This is a genomic window from Bacillus sp. z26 (assembly GCF_058313635.1).
Map to the genome: position 1 here is coordinate 248,265 of NZ_JBZFQM010000002.1, position 23,555 is coordinate 271,819.

Sequence of the window (23,555 nt, forward strand, 5' to 3'; positions counted from 1 at the left end):
TTGAACGCATAAAATATAGAGTAAATGTTCATTGTCTTTACTAATTTTCTTTTGTAGAAAACAAAAAGATATACCTGTATTAATCATCAGACCTGATTTTTGACTGTTTCAACTACACAAACTGACGTTCTCTGTGATATTTACACTATGGCAGCATGAACTGTTATCACTCTTAACGATGAGAATGTTGACATACTATGGAAGTGATGACCATAATATGGGATATGAATTTTTATGAGGAGAAATAGGATGATCACGAAAAACACAAAAACACACCCACCAATAAGCCCGGAATATGACCCATGGGAAACCTATATGGATGTAGAGCAATATGGAAAGCTAACCCTTTCTAATATTGAGTTCACTACTACAACCCTTTGTAATATGCGTTGCGAGCATTGTGCCGTCGGCTACACCCTTCAACCGAAGGATCCGCAGGCTCTGCCTTTGGAACTATTAATTCAACGTCTGGATGAAATCCCTCATTTACGTTCCATCAGCATAACCGGTGGTGAACCTATGCTCTCCAAAAAGAGTGTCGAATATTATGTTGAACCATTATTAAAATATGCACACTCACGCGGTGTACGTACTCAAATCAATTCTAATTTAACTCTTCCTCTTGAAAGGTATGAATTAATTATTCCCTTTTTGGACGTATTGCATATTTCGCATAATTGGGGAACCATCGATGATTTTATTGATGGCGGATTTGCCATGATGGAAAGAAAACCAACTCGACCACAACGCCAAGCTCTATTTGATAGAATCATTACGAATTCTCAAGCATTGACAAAAGCCGGTGTACTTGTCTCTGCTGAAACCATGTTAAATAAACGAACACTGCCCCATTTAGGAAGCATACACAAACAAATAGCGGAAGAAATGGGATGTCAAAGACACGAGATTCACCCTATGTATCCAAGTTCATTTGCATCCACTTTAGAAACACTTTCATTAGATGAAATGAGGCAAGCAATCCACCATTTACTTGATATCCGTAATCAAGATATATGGATGCTCTTCGGAACACTGCCATTTTACCCATGCAGTCAAAATAAGGATGATCTAGAACTGTTACAAAGATTGTATTCAAGTAAGAGCGTCACTGTACGTAACGACCCTGATGGCCGATCTCGTCTAAATGTAAACATATTCAGCGGTGATGTTATCGTAACAGATTTTGACAATACCCCACCACTCGGAAATATTAAGGAACAACCATTACAAGAAGCCTATAATGCTTGGATGGAAACAAGTCTGGCTGATTCATTAAACTGTCATTGCCCATCTGTAAAATGTTTAGGTCCAAATGTATTGGTTAAAAACGCTTATTATCCAATAATGAATTTTAAATTGAATAAAACCAATTTATAAGATACATTGATTGAGGCTGTCTGGTGAGAGATGAATAGACTTACCAACCGCCTCTATTGTGTACTATTAATCTCGATTTAATTCTTCTTCCCCCTTGCAAGGTAGGATTGTTTCGTAACTCATCCAATGATACCTAGTCTTCTATAAAGTTTATGTTACTCAATCCGAAAGTTTGCCGTAGCAACATCAGCTTCCGCGTCACTACGGACCCCCTGGAATCAAGCTAACCAAACTTTCATCTTCGGGGATTGGAACTTTTACCTTAGATATTACACCCATGTCGGGCCCATAAAAAAACAGCATTCGCTAGGCGAACGCTGTTAATAATTAAAACCATTTATTTACTTTAGAAAGACATTGATTATGCTTTTTAATATAAGCTTTGGCTTTGCCGTATTTCTTAAAACCACCTTCGCCTTTATTATAGGCACTCAAGGTAGCTTCTTTCAATGACGTACCTTTATAACCTTTTTTCTTATATTTCTTTTGTAAATCGGATAGCATATATGTACCCCAATTAATATTTACATATGGATCATAAGGTAGGTTCTTTGTTTTTGTAATTTTAGCTAAATTTTTATGGTTAACTTTATTAATTTGGAAATATCCATAATTACTTCCGCCTTTTGCTTTTACTTTCATATTGCTTTCATGCAGCATTACTGCCAGAGTTTCTCTATAATTCAAACCTCTTTGTTTAGTCATTTTATACAGATATTGTTGTTGAGCTTTTGGTAAAGGAACTTTTTTTGAATACTTAAATCCAGCTAAACTGCTACTTGCTGCTTCAGCTTTTTGACCCGGTATTGTCGTACTAGCGATTAAAGCAAAAATGAATATAAAACTGATAGCAATTTTCCCAAATAGTTTAGGTTGTAATTTAATCATATAAACTCCTTTTCATTAGCAACTTTTTGTATTAATTTTTGGTACTCTTGTACTATATCAAAACTATTAAACATAAATATATGAATTCATCAGATTATAATGCTAATGTAAACCTCTTGTATCTAAAGTAATGTTTTTGTAACAAAAGTATGCCATTCTAAATGAAAAACCCTATTAGATTGAAATTGCATGTAAAATATTCGAATAAAATTAATCATTACGCTCTTATTTACCTAGTTTAAAAGTCTTGCCTTTCAAGTGTTTGAATAACCTTCAGATATCTTAATTGAAAGAAGAGGCTATCAAATAAAAGGACGTTTTATCGTAATTTTTATAGGCTGTTTAAACACGTAAAATAACTCATCATACCGTTCGGGCTATAATTGTTTACAGCAAAGCACAACAATAAAATGTATAACGAGAATAAAAATAAAAAAAGTTGAGTGGATTCATTTCCATTCAACTTTTTTTCTATTTTTCCATTATCAAATTATTCACATTACAGGTATTATTCTGATAGACAAAAAAACAGCAAAGGGAAAGAAGTAGAGGTGATATTTTAATGAGGAAAACAAAGAATTACAGAAGAATGACTTTATTCATATCTTTTTATGTAATTAAAATGGGGTATCATTCAGCTTTCTTTTACTTGTCTTCCTTAAGGATTAAATAATTTAACTTAATACCTCTTGAATTGTAACAAGCTTTTTTAATGTAATGATATTCCCAAGATGGATACCTTCATGAAAAATAGTTCGTACAAGGACTTGTTCTACCGTATACATTCCTGCTTCCGTAACAGCAAATTCTTCTTCCAGTCTTTCACCATATAAATCTCGGATCATAAAAGGCTGTACAGCGAGCAGACGTTTTACATAATCTAAAGATGGGATTGGGATTCCTTCTGCCCAATCTTCAGGACTAGTACCATATCCAAACCATTCTTTGAAATGTTCGGGTATCATAATGGGCTCTTTCGTTAATTGTTGGATCCATTGATATTGTTCCAAATATATATGACCTAGATTCCACCGTATATTATTCCTAAATCCCTCAGGTATAATATCCGCTTCCTCTTCGTTAATGGTTTCTACTTCTACCAACAATTCATGTCTAAAATCAGTCAATTGATTGAGTAGTACTTCATGCCTTTTTAACATCCTTATCCCTCCTTAATATGGTCTAATCATTTAATTCGGGTATTTCAAGTAATTTTCCTTCCTACTTTGTGACCATTTGTGAGGCTTACTTTTACTTGATCCTTTTAATTTATAGTCATCGACTATATATGTACTTCTTTTTCTGTTAAAAAAGGAAACTCATTTAAATTAAAAAAACATCCAATTAGGGAATGGATGTCTCAAATCAGGATGATTTTAGGGCCTTGAGTATAGTAAGCTGCAGGGATTCTTCATTTGTTACTTTCTTACGTTCTTCTATCTTATACTTCATTCCATCAATTAAAAAAAGACCATTGCCAAAATATAAAACCTCTTTCCCCTGTTTCTCCAGCTCATATTTAATAGCCATTACATATTCATTTGCATTTGAATATCTTTCATTCATTCTAAGGATAATTGTAGAGTTCTGACCCTGCTTAAATTTTACAAAAAATAAAAAACCAAAACTCACAAAAAATAGAGCTAATATAAACACCACACAAATCACCACTATTTCCATATATTAACTATATTTTATATCAAAAAAACCAAATATTCTACAGGTTTTAATGATTTTCTTCTATCATATCTCTTCTCTTTATTTGATCTGGCAACTACTATTCATTCTTGATTGTGAATAGTAGGTTCTATTGATATCCCTTCCTTCTATACGGTAAAAATAAGAATGTCTAACTAATATGTGTTTAAAAACGGGTTTTCCCCATTCAAGAATTCCATTTTTTTAAATTTTGATCAAGTATCACTAATTCATCAACACCTTTTAAATACAGGGGAATTTTTAATATTCAAGTACATCTTTATCATTCTTCCATATTTAGAGCCAGCTACTTTAATACTCATTGAATAAAACATAGCGAGTCTTATCTTCATATAAGGACTACGAATTCTCTCCTTTTTTATACAAATACCTATTCACAAAATCGTGTTTCTTCTATATAAATGTATTTATTCAAAATTATAAGCAAAGTTTTTGCCGAATTAAGTCTAATCCTATAACTTTTTAAAAAAACCTTAGAACTATGTCATAATTTAGGTTATAATAAAATAAGTAAAACCAGTACAAAGTAAATAGTCTCGAACTTTAACTACTTTAATATTTAAAATACGATCATATAATACAGGAAACCTATAAAAATTGAATATATGGATTATACCTTTTAAATCTTTTATTCATCCTGACTTTAAAATGCATGTTTATTTCTTTCTTATAGTAATTCCACCTACTTTTTTACCTATGTTTTCCAAATATAAGTTCTTATACTATTAATACTTAGTTTTTTTAAAAGATTTATATTTTCATTATATTCCATTTTTTCAAATATATGGATTTTTTTATGACAATTATGACAAAATCCATATTTTATAATTTACTAGGAAAGTATATGAATACCACGCTTTGTTTAGTTTTTTTGCCTTTAATTATCTGAATTTTCAATTAATTAGACATGTTTTTGACATAATTACGTTATATCAGTAATGAATTTATCATCTCCCCGTTATTACTTCTTTCATGTAAACCTGATAAGATTGTCACTGTTAGCTCAAAACAAACAATTTTAGGAGGAATAAACTACATGAAGAAAACTTTGTTATCATTCGTAGCGGTAGCTTCCATCACCGTTGCTATAGGCGGAGCCAAAACTTCTGCTCAAGAAATCACTGTCCAAAAAGGTGATACACTATGGGGACTCTCAAATAAATACGACACTACTGTTGATCATATTAAAGAACTTAATAAATTAAAATCAGATGTCATTATTGAGAATACAAGATTGACCGTGAAGGAAGAAGCTATTACAAAATCTTATACGGTTAAACAAGGTGATAGTCTATGGAAGATATCTTTTAAAAATAAAATTTCTATTAATCAACTGAAAAGTTGGAATAACTTAACATCTTCTATTATCCAACCAGGGCAAGTACTTAAATTGTCTGGCGAAGGACAACCAGCTCAAAATCATAATAAAGTTGTTAATCAAAGCACAAAGACATCAACCGAGTCAACTACCACTACTAAAACAACAACTAAAACTGAAACAACTACTAACACTGCAGAGTCCACTGGACAACAAGCAGGAAAAACAATTTCAGTTTCAGCTACAGCTTATACAGCTGATTGTAATGGTTGTTCCGGCGTAACAGCCACTGGAGTCGATTTAAATGCGAATCCAAATGCTAAAGTTATCGCTGTTGACCCAAGTGTTATTCCATTAGGTACAAAAGTTTATGTTGAAGGTTATGGATATGCTACTGCTTCTGATACAGGTGGTGCAATTAAAGGGAACAAAATTGATGTTTTCATCCCTTCTCAAGATGCTGCTCTTAATTGGGGACGTAAACAAGTTAACGTTCAAATATTAAACTAACAAAATCTTAAACTAACAACATTTAGCTTAAACGACACCTTCCGAGTTTACATCCAGTTCTCGAAGGTGTTTTTTATATATTCTGTTTTATAACCTGATATTTCTCCTGCTTTTTCAATACCATCCAGTTAAACATTCATTCCTAATTCACCCAGATACCTGATGAACATATAAAAATTAAATACCTTGAGTTTATATATACCACCTGATCCTCATATTGCTTTAAGTGTTATATGTTTGGGGATTTTTATATAGATGATTCTCCCAAATCAGCATCATTTTCAGCTTTCATATTACTTTTATGATTAAAATTATTTTGTTATCCTCATTTTGACTAATCATTTTATGATCTGAAGGTTGCTTTAGTAATAGTTAATTCTTTATAATTCGCATGTCTAAAGGCTTGTAATCTTTGAACTTGGATAGCTCAATATGTTTATTTGTGAAGGGATATTACACAACAATCTTCTGTTTTTACTATTCAATCATCTTCAAATTTCCATAAAGTGAATCACGGGCGATAGCATATCCAGTTCAGCGTGTCTTCTGAGTAGGTAAATGTATGTTGAGGGTGAATAAATCATTAAGGTATTTATTCCTACACACCTGCCTTCTGTTCTGTAAATAAATTTCCTTCCACATGCTGGTTTTTACTATGGTGAGGAAAGCATTGCATAGTAAATCATAGCCAAAGCTAATAGAGAAAAGTACCCCAATAAAATCCAACAAGTGAAATTACCTTAAAAAAGTTAGTCTAATAAAATAGGAATAAACAATTATATTGAGGACAAACATCCGATAGATCTCATTATTTACCCTTCAGTCTATAATAAATGCAAGCTGAAACAACAGAAAGAATCGATATATTTACCATGATTTTAATTGGTAAAACCAATAGTGTTGGTTCATTTGCTATACATCAAAATACCCTTTTCGGACAAGAGTTAGTTTTGATGAACTATACAAAGTTATGCCGATAGATAAAGAATCGATAAACAAAATAAATAATTTATGTAATTACCCTTAAGACTCCGTTAAATAACCAAGGGCACTGACTAAAAACCTTCCATACAGATACTGGTTATATAGTCCAGTAAACTAATAGATTAGGCAGACAGTTATATTTATCATAAGTATTCACTTGGGATGTAAATTCTGCCGTAATGGTGGTGATTCCTCCTATCAGAGACTAAATTATTGGATAGCTGATTTGGAACGCGATTCTTTACAGAAATAAGGACTATGCACCTGTTTAGCAAGCAAACACGTGTAACCATGTAAGGTTATGATAGTTGATTATTTAAGCATACCATGGGCATTCTCCTCGTAAATTAAGTGAATATCTTTAGCAGCATTATCAAGGTTTATACTAAATAGTTATGCTAATTGATCCTGATCCTGTGGGAACACTTATTAATTCTCTGTAAAATGACTATTTAATACCTCCTTCTCGTGCCATTGAGCAATTTGCTGATATATAGGTTTAAGACCAATATTCATTTTCATCAACTTCACACACCAACTACCTATAAAATTTTACACTATTATTATTAAAGAATACTTCACTGTAGTGAACTGATTGCTATATATTTTTTTGATAATGAATATAAATTCATCATTTCTCTTCCATTTTGGTCGCAGGGTAGCATAGTCCCGATAGGTGAAGATACACTCACTGAAATTACTTTTGTTGATTTTCAAGACAAAACAAAAAAGCATGATTAAATTTTGAGCATGCCAACCATTTTATGATTCCGTAAACATTAACCTTTATTCACTTTTTTCTACCTTATGACCGCCAAATTCATTTCTTAAAGCTGCTACAACCTTACCATTAAAAGTGTCATTATCTTGGGAACGATAACGCATTATTAGAGAAAGTGCCATAACTGGTGTCACAGCTTGCAGATCCAACGCCGTTTCCAAGGCCCATTTCCCTTCTCCCGATGAATGCATAATTCCCTTAATATCATCTAATCTTGCATCTTTAGCAAAAGCTTGCTCCGATAATTCCATTAACCAAGAGCGTATAACCGATCCATTATTCCAAACTCTCGCTACCTGTTCATAATTGAAGTTAAATTCACTCTTTTCAAGGATTTCAAAACCTTCTCCAATCGCTGCCATCATACCATACTCAATTCCGTTATGAACCATTTTCAAAAAATGCCCGCTTCCCGAATTACCTGCATATAAATACCCATTCGGTACTGAAGTTGCAGCAATTAATGGCTCAATTATTTTCCAGGCTTTCTCTTCACCACCAACCATATAACAGGCTCCATTTCTTGCTCCATCCATACCTCCAGACGTGCCTACATCCATAAAGCAAATTCCAGATTCTTTTAAATCATAGTTTCGCCGTACTGACTCCTTATAATTTGAATTCCCACCATCAACCAAAATATCCCCAGCACTTAAATGAGGATAGAGATTTTCAATGATAGGATCCACCATATTATGTGGAACCATGAGCCATATCACTCTCGGCTGTTCTAAACTATTCACTAATTCCACCATATCTTTGCTGCCAATCGCACCATATTTTTGTATACTCTCTACTGCAATTGAATTCACATCATATGCATGAACAGTAATTTGATGATCTATTAAATTTTTTGCTATATTCATCCCCATCTTACCAAGACCGATTAACCCTACCTTCATCAAATCATCCCCTTACCAAATTTCTTTCTTATTTACATCCCTTTCTTAGAAAGAAATAAACATGAAATCTCGAACTTCTTTCCAAATAGATGGAGACATGATCTTACAAAAGGTTAATGGAGGCTAAACAAATTAATTGAATCTTTGCCTTATAGACAGAAATTGGTTAAAATTTTTAATATACAGATCATATTGAGGGAGAGATTTAAGTGAAAATTTGTACAGAGTGCTTTGATGGAAAAATAATAGATGAACAACATGAACAATATGAACATTTGGATCGCGAATTGATTCGCCTTATTGAAGTTAGCCATTTTTCCTATGACGAGGCTTTTAAACGTGCAATCAGATTATATCCCGCTATAAAAAGCTGTCCGGATTGCAATGGTTCCGGAAAAGTATAAAAAGAGTACATCAATTGCTATTCTAATTGGATATAGATGTATCATCCGATTCTTATAATAAAAAACGAGGTAACTTATGCGTAATTCAATTAATTCTCACCATAACAATCAGGATTTAAAAATATATATTGGTGAGAATTATCAATCCTTTTTAACTGAAAATCATAGAATCAGAACATGGAATATTTCAGGATTAGTCTTTGGGATGTTTTGGCTGGCATACCGAAAAAGATATGTGTCTGTCAGTATTTTTATTCTTATCGATATTTTGGTTTCTGTTCTGTTTCGAAATCATTTATTTTATTGGCTTGTATTTGCACTATTAATGCACCTGTTTATAGGTAAAAGCGGCAATCTTTTGTATATGGCTGGGACAAAAAAACATATTAAACAACTAAGGCTGAAATATTCGCATCTGGATGATAAGGAAATGGAACCCTTACTAATCAGAAAAGGCAGGACCAGTTGGAAGCTTATTATCCCTTTACTCATTTATTTTGTACTTATTCATACTTACATTTTTATCGATGATATAAACTCTATTTTAGAATATCTCTTAAACAAAAATAAAGATAACAACTAAGGCACAAAATCCTTAGTTGTTATCCACAAAAAAATGATAGATGAAGCAATGAAAAAAGAATATATATTTCTCTTACTGAAAAAGGATGAATCTTGAGCTCGCTATGAGGAAAAAGATAATCGACATTACGGCATTTAATATAGCCAATCCCTTATTTTTTAACAGGATATGATTTATACACGTGACCAAAAACATAGCTCCAATGGAGATATGTAAGTAAGGATATAGCCAAACACTATCTTTTATAATAATAAAATAGGCAAATACAATGACAAATGAAGAACTGATAAATTTAAAAAGTTTCATATAATCTCCTTCTATGCTTCTTTCTATTATTAAATTAAAAATGTTACCATAAATTCTTGCAACGGCATGGGTTTACAATTTAAAATCTCAGTATGAATATACATTCCACTTTTCGACTAATACGAATATAGCATAATATACAATAAAAACGATTATCTGAAAGCCGCTAACTACTGCTCAGACAACCCTTTATTATTACACATTAGCATTCTGCAATTTTCTATGGTCGGTAATAGGAGAATTCCCATTTAGATAGCGAGCTAGCATAGATATACTAGGGTTATATCCATATAAAAGGGAGCTTAATGCAGTAATTTTATCGTATTCACCATTCAGTTGTACTTGACTATTTATAAATATTATAAAATTACACTTTCATATTCTTACCTAAATTACGCAAAATTGGGTGAACGTTTTGAAGCTATCTACTGAGAAAAAAGTAATTATCCATATATTACGCAAACCTGCCTATGGTGAAAATTCAGATAAAATTATATAATTGAATCTTATAGAACATCCAACGCAGATGTTTCTTATAAAAAAGCTCATGCTAAGAGTAGAAAGAATAAATTAGGAGGGAACTAGTTTGAAGGTCATTGTGTATAAAAAAGATATCGATCAATTCCTGGCTGATTTTAAATCTATCTCTTCTTATGATGAAGTTGGTAATAAGTTTTACTTTATCTTTGAAGATCATAAAAGGGGTGGCCACTGGACCTTAATGTTTTATGATAAAGAGAATAGATGGACTGCTCATGGGAAAGGCGAGTTATATAGCGATATAGATGAGTTGCCGCTACTAGGGGATCAATTGAAGCTATTTATCTATAAAAATAGAAAATACATTAATAACGTGATTAGACAATTGAGAGTATCTGTACCGTCTTAATCGTTTTTTTGAGGATTAACAGACATATAACAATCCATTACATAAAAAATAAAGAAGCCAGTGTTTTCATTTTAAACACTGGCTTCTTTATTTAGTTCTCAAGGACCTTAATAAATTCACGCATATAAGGCGGTAAATCAGGCGGGCGTCGACTTGAAATAATATGTCCATCAACGATGACTGGTTCATCATACCAAGTAGCCCCTGCATTTACCATATCATCTCGTATTCCAGGCGTGCTTGTTACCTTGCGTCCCTTTAAAATATTCGCGGATATTAATACCCAGCCTGCATGGCATATTTGTCCAATCGGTTTTTGCTGTTCATCCATCTTTTGAATAAACGCTAAAACCTCCGGAAAACGACGAAGTTTATCTGGAGCCCAGCCACCAGGTACTAAAACAGCATCATAATCCTCCGCGCTAACTTCATCAAAACTATAATCACTTTCTGCGGGTACTCCATATTTTCCTTTATAGCTGACTCCTGCCTGTTCACCTGCCAGATGAACAACTGCACCTTCTTCACGCAGCCGATGAATTGGGTACCACAATTCGAGGTCCTCAAATTCATGATGTACAAAACTAAGAATCTTCTTATCTTTTAATCTCATTAATGTCACTTCCTCTCTCGCTTTTATATTATTCCCTATCTTTATAAAACTATGCTTTAAGCTTAAAAGCTTTTAGAATAATACTGTTTATTTTCAATATTTTATAGCTAGATTTTATAAATAATAGTATCAGTATAGCAGAATATTCTAAATTATCCCTATACGTACTGCTTATTTATTTGTAAAATTATATTAAAATATCATTAAAAGGAGTTTGTTATGAGGAGATTAAATAAAAAGAAAATAGTGTATGTATTTATTTTAGTTTGTATGTTTGGCTCATGGATTTCTTTTCAATATATTTCTGAGAATTCTAAAGCTGCTACAGAACTCGAACAATTAAATAATGAAATTAAATTGGCTAAAGAAAACAATAAACAATTGGAAAGAGAAATTATAACTTTGCATAAAGAAATTGAACAATATAACATGGAGGAATCTTCCTCAATTGATGGGGTTGCGGATATAAATACCACAGATAAAACAAACTACCCCTCTGATGCAACGAATATGGCCGAGGGGAATACAACCCAGCTTACGTCCGATGAAGTATACGAAGAGCATCAGGAACCTTCTGATATCTCATCTCCTCAAGATACGGCTATTAATCTGGTAAAAAATTATATTGGCTATTCCAATGAAGTAAATGTTCATTTTGAAGTAATAGGAAACGTGTCTGATCATGAAAACTTGACTATACAGGTTTATGAAGTAGTGGTTGATGAGGAAGAAAGCCAGCATTCTGCTACCTGGGGATGGTATAGAGTTAATTTAAAAACAGGTAAAGTTTATGAAGTAAATAACTAAACTATGTTGTTGTAATTCTTCACTTTGTATTCTTAAATAAAAAATACTATCATTATAAAATAGAATCTAATTGATTTTGTACATATTATAGCTGAATTTCTTTTCAAAAAATTCAAATTATAAGCGTTTAATATAAAATGTGTTATAATGAGTTATTTTACACCTTTTTACTCGCTCATTCGAAACTTTTGTCCTATAATATATATATACAATACGTTTCGTAAAAGGTGGGAGCAACCATGAAATCTTCTTTTGGAGGCAGGTTAAAAGAGTTGCGTAAAGAGAAGCGTTTATCACAGGAAGAACTAGGAGCTATTATAGGGGTTGCACAATCAACATTGGGATCATATGAACGCGAAACACGTGAACCCAGTATTGACGGAATATTGGAACTTGCCCATTACTTTGATGTTTCTGTCGATTATTTATTGGGTAATTCTGATGAGCGAAAAATTCATGAATTAACACAGTTACAAGGGTCCTATGACTTACATCAATTCATGCATGAAAATGAGATCATCTTATATGGCAGAACCTTAACTGAGGATGAAAAACAACGTCTTCTGGATATCTCGTTAGGTCTTTTTTATCGATAGTCACTTATACAGGCAGCTAAAAAGCTGCCTGTATTTTTATATATTAATATAAAGTAAAGATAACTTTCCCCTTCAATACTTCATGACCATATTGATTAATGGCAGAAACGCTAAAATCCAGTTCACTCTCTACCTTTGTATCAAGTTTCGCAGTTAACCTTATTATATCTCCTAAAAATACCATATCTCGAAAACGAATCGTAAAGTCTCTTATAAATCCTTCTTCATAAAAGGGTGTAAATAGTTTGGACAGATTTCCCATTGTCCACATTCCGTGCGCTATAATACCAGGAAGACCTAGTCTTTTTGCCTGCTCTTCATCTTGATGAATGGGATTCTGATCACCTGAGGCATTTGCATAAGCAACCAGCATCTCCTTGGAAACTGGATCTAATACAACTTCCTTCAATTCATCACCCGTCTGTAAATCAAGCAAACAAGTCATCTTTTCAACTCCTTTTGTACTGCTTCGTTAATAATGATGACGATTGTCGAAGTGAATATCATATGACCCTCTTTATCCTCACCATTATTTTCTATACGCATGATACCCATTTTACCGTTACTTCCTGTTCGCTCCTTGTAGTCTTTTACTTTTGTATAACAATAAACTTCCTCACCAATTAATAAGGGTCTCTCATAATGATAGATTTGTTCTCCATGAATCAATCCTTTTGTTGGTAATTCCAGATCATCTACTTTTCCATAATCGAAAACTCTTGGATATGTCGGTGGCGCTATATTCTCTCCATATCGGGATTTTTTGCCCGTCTCACTATCAATATATATGGGATGCTCATCGTCAATCGCATTGGCAAATTGTTTGACGCGTTCTCGGTCAACGATATTTAATACTCGATTAGAGCTTTTTCCAATCGCTTGGATAAACAAATCTTTCACCTCACTTAATTTTTTGGACCTCCTGCCACATATAAAACCTGCCCGTTTATAAACGAGGATTGTTCATCTGCAAAAAATGCTACAGCATTCGCGATATCTTCCGGCTTTCCACTTCTGCCCGCAGGGATCATTGAGACACTTGCCTCAATTAATTGTTCAAAGGATATACCAATCCGTGCGGCCGTTTCCCTTGTCATATCCGTTTCTATAAAACCGGGAGCAACTGAATTAGCTGTTATTCCATAACGGCCCAGCTCAATGGCCAATGTTTTAGTGAACCCCTGCAATCCGGCTTTTGCTGCTGCGTAATTAACTTGCCCTCTGTTGCCCAGAGCTGATGTAGATGAGATATTTACAATACGTCCATACTTTTGCTGAACCATATACTTCTGAACAGATCTTGTCATATTAAAGGAGCCTTTTAGGTGAACATCTATAACCATTTGCCAGTCCGAATCAGTCATTTTGAAAATCAGGTTATCTCTGATGACTCCTGCATTATTGACTAAAATATCAATTGCACCATAATGTTCGAACACTTCATTGACCGCATGTTCTACTTCTTCCGACGAAGTCACATCTGTAACCCCAGTCAACACATTATATTCTTTCTTTTTAAATTCATCCTCAGTTACTCTTAAAGCCTCTTTATTCACATCCAAAATAGCCACTTTTGCACCCTGAGATGCCAAATACTCAGCTATTCCTTTCCCAATTCCCCTGCTTCCTCCCGTAATAATGGCAACCCTATTCTCAAATCTTCCATTCATCTTATCCCCTCCAGCTTTTACGTTTCAATATGGTTAAATTAAACATTTACTTATTCTGCAAAAATACTCTTATAGGGATCATTTCAGCTATAATCTCCTATTTTCACATGCCCTTTTATCAGATTGCGTGCGATAATCATTCGCTGAATTTCGTCGGTACCATCATATATTCTCCATAGCCTTGCTTCGCGGTACCAGCGTTCAATCGGCAATTCTTTCGTATAGCCCATCCCTCCAAAGATTTGTAAAACACGATCGACTACTCTGTTTCCCATATTAGATCCATACAATTTAGCAATCGACGCAACATGCCGGTTATCTTCCCCTTGATCCAAGGTAAATGCTGCGTTTAATGTAAGCCATCTTGCCGCTTCAATCTCTACTGCTGAATCCGCTATCTGCCACTGAATGGCTTGCCTCTCAGCAATCGGTTTACCAAATGTAATACGCTCCTTCGCATAATCAATTGCCATTTGCAATAATCTCTCAGCCGCTCCAACAGCACGTGCTCCAACAATCCATCTGGCAAAACCAATCCATTCAAGTCCAAGATTATATCCTTTGTGCAATTCACCTAAAATATTTTCTTCAGGGACCCGAACATTTTCAAATACGAGGCCGGCTGGCCCCCCTTCTCCCATCGTAGCGATAAACTCAGAACGCCATCCCATAGTACGATCCACGATAAAACAGGTTACCCCTTCCCGTCCTCTCGATTCAATGTGCCTATTTTTATCTGTGATGGCCATCGCCATTACAAAATCAGCTTCATTTCCACCTGTAATAAATGTTTTTTCACCATTAAGAACCCATTCCGATCCATCCTTAACAGCTGTCATTTTTATGTTTTGAGTATCTGATCCAGCACCTGGTTCCGTCATTGCGAAACATGACTTTTTTTGTCCATTAATCGTAGGAATCAAGTATTTTTCCTTTTGATTTTCATTGGCATAGTACAAAATATTATCTGCAGAACCGCCAAAGGTAAAGGGTACGAACGTCTTGGCTACTTCCATGGCGACAATAGCCATCATCATTTGCCCTAAATCAGCACCTCCGTACTCTTCCGGTGTGTTAATCCCCCAAAATCCTGCTTCTTTAGCTTTTACTTGCAGTTCCTTTAGCTTACCCGGAGGAAGACTTGGTTTACCCTCTCTTTCGTTTCGCAACACTTCCTGTTCCAATGGCATTAATTCTTTTTCGACAAATCTTCGGATTGTTTTTTGAACCATTTTTTGTTCATCCGTTAAACGTAAATACACAGTACCCCTCCTCAATGAGTAAATACTAACCAGTCGGTATGTTCACTTTGCAGGTGCGGCTCATTGCACCTGCTTCATACTAATAGAACGACAGATTCTAGATTCTTGTCTGGCAACCATGAGTCAAGGCGTTCATTAAACCATGCCAACTTCGCTTTCTGATGTTTTATAGATGTCTTCCAATTTCTTTCCTCTCGCTCGGGATAAAATATCCATTCTGATTTGAAGCTGCTTCATAGCAAAATTAACTACCTCTTCAGGGTTTGTACCAAATGCCTCTATATCTGCATCTGTCAACCCCTCCTCGACAATAGTTATTGCCAAGGGTGTTAATTGTTCCATCCGTTTCATGACCACATCCTCATAGATATGCGGATGTTCACAAATCAATCGCTGAAGCAAGTATGTTCCGTAACCGATATGGCGTGATTCATCCCTCTTTAGATTCCCAATACCTTCTAGTAATCCTGGCATTAAATTTGATTTCTCCAAAGATTGATAAAAAGAAAAATACCCCGTTTCAGCAAGTACTCCTTCTACAAACATGTTATACACTGTAGAAGCGTCTGCTATCGCCTCCGGTGATTGATCTGTAAGCAATCGATCCATAGCATTTGGCAAAATAACATGGAAAACCTGCCTGTACGTATCTGTTAATAATGGATTTAACTCTCCTTTTTCACCAATGGCATCTAACACAGTTCTAAAAAATTCTGTATGTTTTGCTTCTTCAAACAGAAAGGTAGTCAAGAACATTTCTTCTTCAATCCTTCCATCCTTCGCAATCGCCATCATAAGGGGCAATAAATCGAGTGTGACGGCCTCTTCTCCAGCTTGGAATTGTGATAGAAGACGAAGAATGCTATGTCTCTGTTCTGGTGTAGTCTGTTTCCAATCTACTGCATCTTTAGTAAAATCTATATCTGCAGGGTTCCATGTGCCAACCTTTTTTGCTTTTTGATATAAGCGATATGGAAACGAATCTACCAAGAGTCCTCTCGAAGTTGCCGTAATGGTTTCTCTCATAATTTATAATCTCCTTTCTTCATATATAATGAGTTTAAATCCTGCACTAACATATTACTGTTACCTCTGGAGTCTTTAATATTCACTCCTAATCAATCCATGAGGATGGCCTTAACACCTATCCATCCATTTTGTATCTGCTATAGAAACGCCAACATATATCATAAAGTTTTACAGTAAACTACAGACGCTGAACAAAAACCAAAAAATTACCTATTCTTGCTGTTTCAATAAAGAGAGATAACCTTCTAATTCAACTTGATTCTTCACATAAAACTTGGTTGAGATTTTGAAATCCAGCAAACTGTTTGCAAATCCTTGATTATCTTCATTTGAAAACGTTTTCATAATTCGGTATATAAAATCATACCTGTTGGATAGACGAAACTTACGATATTTTTAGACTTTATACCTTTATTTATATTGCTTTCTTACGGCCTCTTTAAGTATGTTCTTTACATAACCTTTAAATTCCTACCTAAAATCCGAAAAATATTTATAATAGGTCTTTAGTTACAGCCTTTTAAACGGAAATTTCAGTATGTGAGTGCCGGCAGTTCTACAGAGTATGGTTAGCAAGGGAATAAACAAATAAAAGCACCCATTCTTGAGTGCCGTCGTGTATTCTACAGTAAATTCATGTTATTTATTGAAAAATTCTAATATATTAAATTATACTAATTGGATACTGCCGCCGGCTTTATGGACGATCGTATCACTTTATAATTTTCATGGCGGACAACCGTTCTAGGTGTTTCATAACAAAAATGATTGGCAACTTCCTCGTCTATATCCACAATGCATGATAACTCTCGCACAATTGTCACTTTACCTAAAACAGACAGGCCTCGTCGCTCAAATTCAACGATATCCCCTACTTTTCCCTTTTCTTCTATAGTAACTTCATTGGGTAATATATTATTCATTTCTTTTCCTCCTTAAGAGAATGATAGATACATAATGTAAGACTTCAAAAAGTTTATTCCGTATGTATTTTGACATATCAGTGTAATTTGTGACCATTTACATAGAATTTAACACAAAAAGTATTAGGAATCAATTAAGTTTTCAAAAAAAAGAGACAAATGAGTTAATTATTTCTTTAAAAAACTAAATATTCAGTCTTATATAACTAAATCATGACCATCTAGAAAAATATTTAATAGATAGTAGCGGAATTTCACTCGTAAAGTAGCGACATCAAAATGAGTTCAGGGTTACTGAACTCATTTAATTGTTTTCAATGATATAACTTACCTGCAATTTTAAATTATTATAATAGATTAACGATGTATCAAGAATAGTTCATTGGTACTGAATAACAAGATTCTTTATTGATTATTAGAAGTAAATTTTTCTATTTTATCTTTTAATTTTAATGCATTATTATAACGTTTCATTAATAAAGAAGCTTTGCAATCGATAATAATAGTTATTTGATTGGAAAGATACAGATAGCATTGTTTATGATCAATTGGATCACAGCCCTTATAATGGTTAAGTGCGATCCAAGCACATTCCGGATCACTGCAAGAACGGGTAGGAAACATATAAATGCTATGCTGCCCACTAATTTGCAAAGGTAAAGTATAACTGCCGCCCAAATAGGATTTAGAGCTTTTCTTTGCTCCCTGATAATCTGCGCCATAGCCGATGATACTGGCTTTTAAAATATTCAGCGGTGATTTCTCCACTACGTAATACGTATTTTGGTAATATAATTTGGTATACAAATAACCCTCCTTGTAAAATGGGATTAACATTTTTGTACCCTTCCCAATAAATGGTTTGTTTCTCACTTTCATATAGCCCACCCTTTTTAAATATATTTGCTTTATATTTAATAATGGGTATACTACTAATATGTTGGTATACCCAGCAAAAGACTATTGGGCCCGGTCCCCCCAGACTGTCGGCCCAATTTCTGATATCCTAGTAATCTCCTTTCCGGAATCTAGATAGGATTTTTATCCTATCCTTAAATAATTATATGATAATGAACATTCATCTCCAAATCTTTCCTTTAGCAATTTCCTCAACTATCTTACCACGGAAATTTCCGTTTATTTACATCCTTTTGAATTTATATTATAATAATATATTCCGAAACGATAATTAGATAAAAACTCTTAATATTCATTGCTTTTTTTCAATTTCTCCTTAGTAAAACAGTTAAATTCAACTTAATCCTGCCTGTAAAATTAAATTTTAAATCTTTCACAATAAATTCAAACAATTGTTTTGCATAGCCTATTATAATATCAAAAGGAGGATGACAGTTCTGTCATCCTCCTACTCAAGTTCTATCAACCTGTATTGCGTAAACCGGCTGATATACCGTTTATGGTATGCAATATTTGAATAATTAATTGGCTATCTGGCTCCTTCAAAGTCCTCAACTCTTTAATTAAATGGACTTGAATAAAGTTCAGTGGGTCAACATAGGGATTTCTTAGACGTACTGAATCTTTAATATTTGGAGTATGGTCAAGTAATTCTTCATCCCCAGTTATCTCTAGTAAGATTCCTTTTGTTTTGTTGTATTCTTCAACGATATTCTCAAATATTCTCTCGCCAATCAATGGATTATCTACCAAATCTGCATATTCTTTCGCTGTTTTAAGATCTGCTTTCATTAGTGCCATTTGCAAATTATCGACTGTAGATCTAAAGAATGGCCAGTCCTGATACATGTCTTTTAATAACTCCAAATTACCTTTTTCTTTAGTTGAAAATGCTTGAAGGCCTGTGCCGGTAGCATACCATGCAGGAAATAATAGCCTGCTTTGTGTCCAGGCAAATACCCACGGAATAGCCCTTAAATTTTCGAATTTATCACTATTTTTTCGAGCCATTGGTCTCGATCCTATATTTAGTTTACCAATTTCTTTTAAAGGAGTAGCTTGATTAAAATACGTTAAAAAACTATCATCCTTAAATACCAGGGACTGATACTTATCATAAGAGATATCCGATATTTCTTCCATGGCTTTAACCCATCTTTCATCTCTTAAATGTCCCTGTTCTGATGATTTAGATACATTTGCAGCTGTCTCAAGCAGTGTAGAAGTTGCTTGTTCCAATGAGCGGTAAGCGATATCCTCAATTAAATAACGGGATGATAACACTTCACCTTGCTCTGTTATTTTCACACCATCGCCAAGTGTTTCAAGCGGTTGAGAGAGAAGACTTCTGCTTAAAGGTCCACCACCACGGCCAAGTGAACCACCACGTCCATGAAAGAATTTTGTTGAAATATTATATTCTTTTGCAAGTTCATGCAGTTCAATTTGCGCTTTATACAGCTTCCAATTTGCAGTCAGCGTTCCCCCGTCCTTACTTCCATCTGAATATCCAAGCATAATTTCCTGCTGGTTATTCAGCTTTCTGAGGTGTTGTCGATAAACTGGCAAATCAAATAAGGATTTTAAAATATCTGGACCATTTGATAAATCCTCAATAGTTTCAAGTAGTGGAGCTACATTCAAATCACTTTCGACTGTTCCATCTGCATGAAGTTTATATAGTCCCGCTTCTTTGGCCAGTAATAGGACTTCCAGTAAATCACTTGGAGACTGTGTCATACTGACAATATAGACACGAATTGATCCTTTACCAAATTCCTTATGAGCTTTTTTAATTAATCGAAATACTTTAATGATTTCCTGTGTTTCCTTTGTATACTCGTCATTCTCTAGCAACAAAGGTCTGGGATCCATCAGTAACTTCTCCAGAAGCCTTTCTTTTTCTGACTCAGGCAAATCTTTATAACACTCCGTAATCTTTATTTTCTGTAGTATCTCGTTAATGGCTCCTGCATGTTCATCACTATGATTTCGGATATCCAATGTTCCAAGATGGAATCCAAACAGCTGTACTTGCCTAATTAATTTTTTTAGAAGCTTAAACTGGTGCCCTCCTGGATGATGCGTATCTATACTTTTCTTAATCATCAGTAAATCCTCCAGCAATTCTTCTGATGTTTGGTATCCTCTCCGGTCATTGGCCACCATGCGTACACGTTCAACCATAATGGCCAATACTCGGCGATACGCTTCATTTTTAACCTGCCATTTTTTATCATCTGTAATGTATGCTGATTCTCCAAATTCTATTGTTTCCATTATTTCATCACTGACTTTAATCCGTGCTGTTGAATGAGATAACTGTTTCATTAAATCTACTAAAGCTTTTTCATATTTTCTAAGAACTAACGCTCTGTGACGGGTTAGTGTTTCCCATGTGACATCAGGCGTCACAAAAGGATTCCCATCCCGATCGCCTCCGATCCAGGAACCGAATCGCAGAAAGTTAGGTATTTCCCAAGTTTCATTGTTATAATGTTCAGTTAATTTATCTTCAACTTCCTGATGTATATCTGGTAGAACATCAAAGAAAATTTTATCAAAATAATACAGACCATTTCTAACCTCATCAATAACTGTCGGCTTTCTGTCTCTTAATTCATCGGAATGCCATAAGGTGGTGATTTCATTATAAAGATCTTCTTCTATATTCTTATATTCATTTTTTGTTAACGTTGGATTATTCAGTTTTTTCAGAAGAACTAATAGTCTCTTTTGAATCTCCAAAATGGATCGTTTAGCTGCCTCAGTTGGATGGGCTGTAATGATCAATTCAAGAGATATGCGTTCAAGGACATCTTGAATAATTTCTCCACTAATATTATTTTCTTTCATTGATTGGATGGCATTCTCAATAGAACCGGGTTGTTCATCAGAATTGTTTAATTGATAATCTCGTTTTCTTCGAATTCGATGATTTTGTTCCGCTGCATTTATTAAATGGAAATAAACAGAAAATGCCTTGATTACTTGCATCCTCATTTCTGGATCAAGCATCTCTATTTCCTTTTTTAATGTATAATATGTCTCATCTTCCACATGTAATCGAAGAGATTTACACATGGTACGAATTCTTTCGACCGTATTAAAAAGCTCTGGACCGCCTTGATAAATAAGAATCTCACCCAGTATATTGCCCAATAGTTTTACTTCCTTGCGCAATGGCTGATTCATATCCTGTTTTGTCTCCATTTAAATCCCCTCACTCCTTTACCAATAAATACTAAAAATATTTTGAGTATTTCTATTAATTATATATAACTATCTAAATAAATGACATAATTTCACTTAATTTTATTAAAATATGGTAATAGAGGGGATAAAGGTTTGTTTTCTTATCTGTTTTCAACAAGATTCTCATCCAAATCGGCTAAATCTAGGTATTTGAGTGTAATGAAAAGGCAGATAAAAGAGACAAACAAAAAAGTATTGTTGCAGCCCTACTAGTTTAATTATTTACGGTATTCCATTAACCAACAATCCTGATATTCACCTTCATGTAACTCATGCTTAGGAAGTATTTTAACTTTCTTAAATCCACATTTTTCATAGCATCTGATAGCCCTTGTATTAATTAAACGAGGATCCATCACTACTCTTTTTGCTTTCTTTTCTTCAATTAAATAATCAACTATCGATGATACAAGCAATTTTCCAATCCCTTTATTCCAATACTCTACTTCGCCAATAAATTGGTCTGTACCATAAACATTCTCTTCCGAATATCCATAGTCTTTTTTGCTTTCTTCACTTAATGGATAAAATTGAATATACCCAATATCGTTATCCTCGAACTTCACAATACATCTAACCTCATTATCATTAGGGGTATAAAAAGATTTTTCGACCTTTTCTAAATTATGCGGATTGTCCCTACCCTCATAAAATTCTAGAATCAATGGGTTTGATAGCCATTTTACTAACAGAAACTTGTCCTTTTTCTCTAATTTTCGAACCTTTAAATTCCTATATTCAAGCAGCATAAATATTCCTCACTTTTTGGTAATAATAGGTAGATAATTCGCTTCTGATTAGGCAATTTCCTTCAATTCGTCTTTATTTAACCCGCTCCCATTCATAATATAAGGAATATTATATTTTTAAATAACTTTATCGTCATCGTCATTACACAATATGTACTTTAGTATAAATACAGAGCAATCCTATGGATGAACATAATATAGCTAAATTTGCTGACAAGCAGGTAAATTGTCAACAAGTAGATGGAAATGTATACTTTGAGCATACAACAAGAATGACCAGGGAGGCTGGATTATGGAAATTGATATATGGTTTGATTATGCTTGTCCTTTCTGTTATTTAGGAAAACGACGATTAGAAGCGGCTATAGCTGATTTTACACATAAAGATCAGATTGGAGTGCATTTTCACAGCTATCAACTTGAACCTAATGCACCCAGGAATCAAAATTCAAATATTCATGATCTTATTGCTGCTAAATACGGCACTACAGTTGATCACGCAAAAAAAATGAATGAACATATAACAGAACAGGCTCGTGAAGTTGGGCTTATGTTCCGCTTTGACACGATGATTCTCACCAATACAAAAGATGCACACCGTCTCACCCATTATGCTGAAGAACATGGCAAAGGTCCTGAGATGGCAGAACGTTTATTTAGAGCCTATTTTTCAGAATCGCTGAATATAGGAGACCACATAGTCCTACTGAAATTAGCTACGGAAATAGGACTCCCCGAAAATGAGATTCTGGATGTGCTAAAAACAGAACACTATACGGAGCAAATGAATCAGGATATCCAAACAGGAGTAGAAATTGGAATTCAAGGAGTACCTTTCTTCGTCTTTAATAATAAATATGCAATCTCGGGAGCCCAAAGCATAGCTACGTTTAAAGAAGCCTTGCAAGAAGTATGGGACGAGGAACAGAATATAACCAGACTGCCTGATAAAAAATTTCGGAGCAAAAGCGAATTTTGTACAGATGATGAATGCTACGGTTCATAGTATTTTTATAAAGACGCGGGAAGGCATATTTAATCAGCCTCCTCGCGTTTTATTATAAGGAAGATG

23 protein-coding genes are annotated in these 23,555 nt (G+C 34.2%); 8 read left to right on the top strand and 15 right to left on the bottom strand.

What is annotated here, in order from left to right; translation table 11 throughout:
* Positions 1–249 precede the first annotated feature (249 nt).
* The gene (gene yfkAB / locus AC4G3K_RS06430) at positions 250–1,377 is read left to right on the top strand and encodes a radical SAM/CxCxxxxC motif protein YfkAB (RefSeq protein ID WP_491132849.1); all 1,128 of its coding nucleotides are present in this window, start codon (positions 250–252) and stop codon (positions 1,375–1,377) included.
* A gap of 327 nt (positions 1,378–1,704) precedes the next feature.
* On the opposite strand, the gene AC4G3K_RS06435 is transcribed toward yfkAB, so the two are convergent.
* From AC4G3K_RS06435 to AC4G3K_RS06445, 3 genes are all read right to left on the bottom strand, one after another.
* Positions 1,705–2,265 (bottom strand): transglycosylase SLT domain-containing protein, encoded by a 561-nt coding sequence (locus AC4G3K_RS06435; protein ID WP_491132850.1) that lies wholly within the window; start codon positions 2,263–2,265, stop codon positions 1,705–1,707.
* Between the two features lie 674 nt (positions 2,266–2,939).
* Positions 2,940–3,425 (bottom strand): DinB family protein, encoded by a 486-nt coding sequence (locus tag AC4G3K_RS06440; RefSeq protein ID WP_491076998.1) that lies wholly within the window; start codon positions 3,423–3,425, stop codon positions 2,940–2,942.
* A 205-nt stretch (positions 3,426–3,630) separates the two neighbouring features.
* Positions 3,631–3,945, bottom strand: a complete 315-nt coding sequence (locus tag AC4G3K_RS06445) for a hypothetical protein (protein ID WP_491132851.1) — start codon at positions 3,943–3,945, stop codon at positions 3,631–3,633.
* A gap of 1,075 nt (positions 3,946–5,020) precedes the next feature.
* On the opposite strand from AC4G3K_RS06445, the gene AC4G3K_RS06450 reads away from it, so the two are divergent.
* Positions 5,021–5,812: a 3D domain-containing protein gene (locus AC4G3K_RS06450; RefSeq protein ID WP_491132852.1), complete on the top strand. Its 792-nt coding sequence runs from the start codon at positions 5,021–5,023 to the stop codon at positions 5,810–5,812.
* A gap of 1,770 nt (positions 5,813–7,582) precedes the next feature.
* On the opposite strand, the gene gnd is transcribed toward AC4G3K_RS06450, so the two are convergent.
* Positions 7,583–8,479, bottom strand: coding sequence for a phosphogluconate dehydrogenase (NAD(+)-dependent, decarboxylating) (gene gnd / locus AC4G3K_RS06455; protein WP_491132853.1), 897 nt, complete (start codon positions 8,477–8,479; stop codon positions 7,583–7,585).
* 209 nt (positions 8,480–8,688) lie between these two features.
* On the opposite strand from gnd, the gene AC4G3K_RS06460 reads away from it, so the two are divergent.
* Positions 8,689–8,883, top strand: coding sequence for a hypothetical protein (locus AC4G3K_RS06460; protein WP_491076994.1), 195 nt, complete (start codon positions 8,689–8,691; stop codon positions 8,881–8,883).
* Between the two features lie 76 nt (positions 8,884–8,959).
* Complete coding sequence (locus AC4G3K_RS06465; RefSeq protein WP_491132854.1) at positions 8,960–9,466, top strand: DUF2628 domain-containing protein; 507 nt, start codon at positions 8,960–8,962, stop codon at positions 9,464–9,466.
* A gap of 72 nt (positions 9,467–9,538) precedes the next feature.
* Here the strand turns inward: AC4G3K_RS06465 and AC4G3K_RS06470 are convergent, their stop codons facing one another.
* Entirely contained in the window at positions 9,539–9,772 is a 234-nt protein-coding gene (locus AC4G3K_RS06470) for a hypothetical protein (RefSeq protein WP_491076992.1), read from the bottom strand.
* 586 nt (positions 9,773–10,358) lie between these two features.
* On the opposite strand from AC4G3K_RS06470, the gene AC4G3K_RS06475 reads away from it, so the two are divergent.
* Positions 10,359–10,661 carry a hypothetical protein gene (locus AC4G3K_RS06475; RefSeq protein WP_491076991.1) on the top strand — a complete coding sequence of 101 codons (303 nt, stop codon included), beginning with the start codon at positions 10,359–10,361 and terminating at the stop codon, positions 10,659–10,661.
* 91 nt (positions 10,662–10,752) lie between these two features.
* On the opposite strand, the gene AC4G3K_RS06480 is transcribed toward AC4G3K_RS06475, so the two are convergent.
* Positions 10,753–11,274, bottom strand: coding sequence for a type 1 glutamine amidotransferase domain-containing protein (locus AC4G3K_RS06480; protein WP_491076990.1), 522 nt, complete (start codon positions 11,272–11,274; stop codon positions 10,753–10,755).
* Positions 11,275–11,493: 219 nt separating this feature from the next.
* Between AC4G3K_RS06480 and AC4G3K_RS06485 the strand changes: the two genes are divergently transcribed.
* Positions 11,494–12,081, top strand: coding sequence for a hypothetical protein (locus AC4G3K_RS06485; RefSeq protein WP_491132855.1), 588 nt, complete (start codon positions 11,494–11,496; stop codon positions 12,079–12,081).
* A gap of 239 nt (positions 12,082–12,320) precedes the next feature.
* Positions 12,321–12,677 carry a helix-turn-helix domain-containing protein gene (locus AC4G3K_RS06490; protein WP_491132856.1) on the top strand — a complete coding sequence of 119 codons (357 nt, stop codon included), beginning with the start codon at positions 12,321–12,323 and terminating at the stop codon, positions 12,675–12,677.
* 43 nt (positions 12,678–12,720) lie between these two features.
* Here AC4G3K_RS06490 and AC4G3K_RS06495 read toward each other — a convergent pair whose 3' ends face one another.
* The 9 genes from AC4G3K_RS06495 to AC4G3K_RS06535 form a co-directional block, all read right to left on the bottom strand.
* Entirely contained in the window at positions 12,721–13,122 is a 402-nt protein-coding gene (locus AC4G3K_RS06495) for a MaoC/PaaZ C-terminal domain-containing protein (protein WP_491132857.1), read from the bottom strand.
* Positions 13,119–13,568 (bottom strand): MaoC family dehydratase N-terminal domain-containing protein, encoded by a 450-nt coding sequence (locus AC4G3K_RS06500; RefSeq protein WP_491132858.1) that lies wholly within the window; start codon positions 13,566–13,568, stop codon positions 13,119–13,121. Before AC4G3K_RS06500 ends, AC4G3K_RS06495 begins: the two co-directional genes overlap by 4 nt.
* Positions 13,569–13,582: 14 nt before the next feature.
* Entirely contained in the window at positions 13,583–14,347 is a 765-nt protein-coding gene (locus AC4G3K_RS06505) for a beta-ketoacyl-ACP reductase (RefSeq protein WP_491132859.1), read from the bottom strand.
* Positions 14,348–14,430: 83 nt separating this feature from the next.
* Entirely contained in the window at positions 14,431–15,609 is a 1,179-nt protein-coding gene (locus AC4G3K_RS06510) for an acyl-CoA dehydrogenase family protein (RefSeq protein ID WP_491076984.1), read from the bottom strand.
* A 135-nt stretch (positions 15,610–15,744) separates the two neighbouring features.
* Positions 15,745–16,635, bottom strand: coding sequence for a R2-like ligand-binding oxidase (locus tag AC4G3K_RS06515; RefSeq protein ID WP_491132860.1), 891 nt, complete (start codon positions 16,633–16,635; stop codon positions 15,745–15,747).
* A gap of 677 nt (positions 16,636–17,312) precedes the next feature.
* A complete protein-coding gene (locus AC4G3K_RS06520) occupies positions 17,313–17,561 on the bottom strand; it encodes a DUF2187 family protein (RefSeq protein ID WP_491076982.1) in 249 nt (82 codons plus the stop codon).
* A gap of 405 nt (positions 17,562–17,966) precedes the next feature.
* Positions 17,967–18,440, bottom strand: a complete 474-nt coding sequence (locus tag AC4G3K_RS06525; RefSeq protein WP_491132861.1) for a competence protein ComK — start codon at positions 18,438–18,440, stop codon at positions 17,967–17,969.
* A gap of 501 nt (positions 18,441–18,941) precedes the next feature.
* Complete coding sequence (gene ppc, locus AC4G3K_RS06530; RefSeq protein WP_491132862.1) at positions 18,942–21,692, bottom strand: phosphoenolpyruvate carboxylase; 2,751 nt, start codon at positions 21,690–21,692, stop codon at positions 18,942–18,944.
* A 260-nt stretch (positions 21,693–21,952) separates the two neighbouring features.
* A complete protein-coding gene (locus tag AC4G3K_RS06535; protein ID WP_491132863.1) occupies positions 21,953–22,483 on the bottom strand; it encodes a GNAT family N-acetyltransferase in 531 nt (176 codons plus the stop codon).
* Between the two features lie 292 nt (positions 22,484–22,775).
* On the opposite strand from AC4G3K_RS06535, the gene AC4G3K_RS06540 reads away from it, so the two are divergent.
* Positions 22,776–23,489 carry a DsbA family oxidoreductase gene (locus tag AC4G3K_RS06540; RefSeq protein WP_491132864.1) on the top strand — a complete coding sequence of 238 codons (714 nt, stop codon included), beginning with the start codon at positions 22,776–22,778 and terminating at the stop codon, positions 23,487–23,489.
* Positions 23,490–23,555 lie beyond the last annotated feature (66 nt).

What these genes read in the sequence shown, in the direction of transcription:
- yfkAB (WP_491132849.1), top strand. Translation starts at nt 250, where the DNA reads ATGATCACGAAAAACACAAAAACACACCCACCAATAAGCCCGGAATAT.
- AC4G3K_RS06435 (WP_491132850.1), bottom strand. Translation starts at nt 2,265, where the DNA reads ATGATTAAATTACAACCTAAACTATTTGGGAAAATTGCTATCAGTTTT.
- AC4G3K_RS06440 (WP_491076998.1), bottom strand. Translation starts at nt 3,425, where the DNA reads ATGTTAAAAAGGCATGAAGTACTACTCAATCAATTGACTGATTTTAGA.
- AC4G3K_RS06445 (WP_491132851.1), bottom strand. Translation starts at nt 3,945, where the DNA reads ATGGAAATAGTGGTGATTTGTGTGGTGTTTATATTAGCTCTATTTTTT.
- AC4G3K_RS06450 (WP_491132852.1), top strand. Translation starts at nt 5,021, where the DNA reads ATGAAGAAAACTTTGTTATCATTCGTAGCGGTAGCTTCCATCACCGTT.
- gnd (WP_491132853.1), bottom strand. Translation starts at nt 8,479, where the DNA reads ATGAAGGTAGGGTTAATCGGTCTTGGTAAGATGGGGATGAATATAGCA.
- AC4G3K_RS06465 (WP_491132854.1), top strand. Translation starts at nt 8,960, where the DNA reads ATGCGTAATTCAATTAATTCTCACCATAACAATCAGGATTTAAAAATA.
- AC4G3K_RS06470 (WP_491076992.1), bottom strand. Translation starts at nt 9,772, where the DNA reads ATGAAACTTTTTAAATTTATCAGTTCTTCATTTGTCATTGTATTTGCC.
- AC4G3K_RS06480 (WP_491076990.1), bottom strand. Translation starts at nt 11,274, where the DNA reads ATGAGATTAAAAGATAAGAAGATTCTTAGTTTTGTACATCATGAATTT.
- AC4G3K_RS06485 (WP_491132855.1), top strand. Translation starts at nt 11,494, where the DNA reads ATGAGGAGATTAAATAAAAAGAAAATAGTGTATGTATTTATTTTAGTT.
- AC4G3K_RS06490 (WP_491132856.1), top strand. Translation starts at nt 12,321, where the DNA reads ATGAAATCTTCTTTTGGAGGCAGGTTAAAAGAGTTGCGTAAAGAGAAG.
- AC4G3K_RS06495 (WP_491132857.1), bottom strand. Translation starts at nt 13,122, where the DNA reads ATGACTTGTTTGCTTGATTTACAGACGGGTGATGAATTGAAGGAAGTT.
- AC4G3K_RS06505 (WP_491132859.1), bottom strand. Translation starts at nt 14,347, where the DNA reads ATGAATGGAAGATTTGAGAATAGGGTTGCCATTATTACGGGAGGAAGC.
- AC4G3K_RS06515 (WP_491132860.1), bottom strand. Translation starts at nt 16,635, where the DNA reads ATGAGAGAAACCATTACGGCAACTTCGAGAGGACTCTTGGTAGATTCG.
- AC4G3K_RS06520 (WP_491076982.1), bottom strand. Translation starts at nt 17,561, where the DNA reads ATGAATAATATATTACCCAATGAAGTTACTATAGAAGAAAAGGGAAAA.
- AC4G3K_RS06525 (WP_491132861.1), bottom strand. Translation starts at nt 18,440, where the DNA reads ATGAAAGTGAGAAACAAACCATTTATTGGGAAGGGTACAAAAATGTTA.
- ppc (WP_491132862.1), bottom strand. Translation starts at nt 21,692, where the DNA reads ATGGAGACAAAACAGGATATGAATCAGCCATTGCGCAAGGAAGTAAAA.
- AC4G3K_RS06535 (WP_491132863.1), bottom strand. Translation starts at nt 22,483, where the DNA reads ATGCTGCTTGAATATAGGAATTTAAAGGTTCGAAAATTAGAGAAAAAG.
- AC4G3K_RS06540 (WP_491132864.1), top strand. Translation starts at nt 22,776, where the DNA reads ATGGAAATTGATATATGGTTTGATTATGCTTGTCCTTTCTGTTATTTA.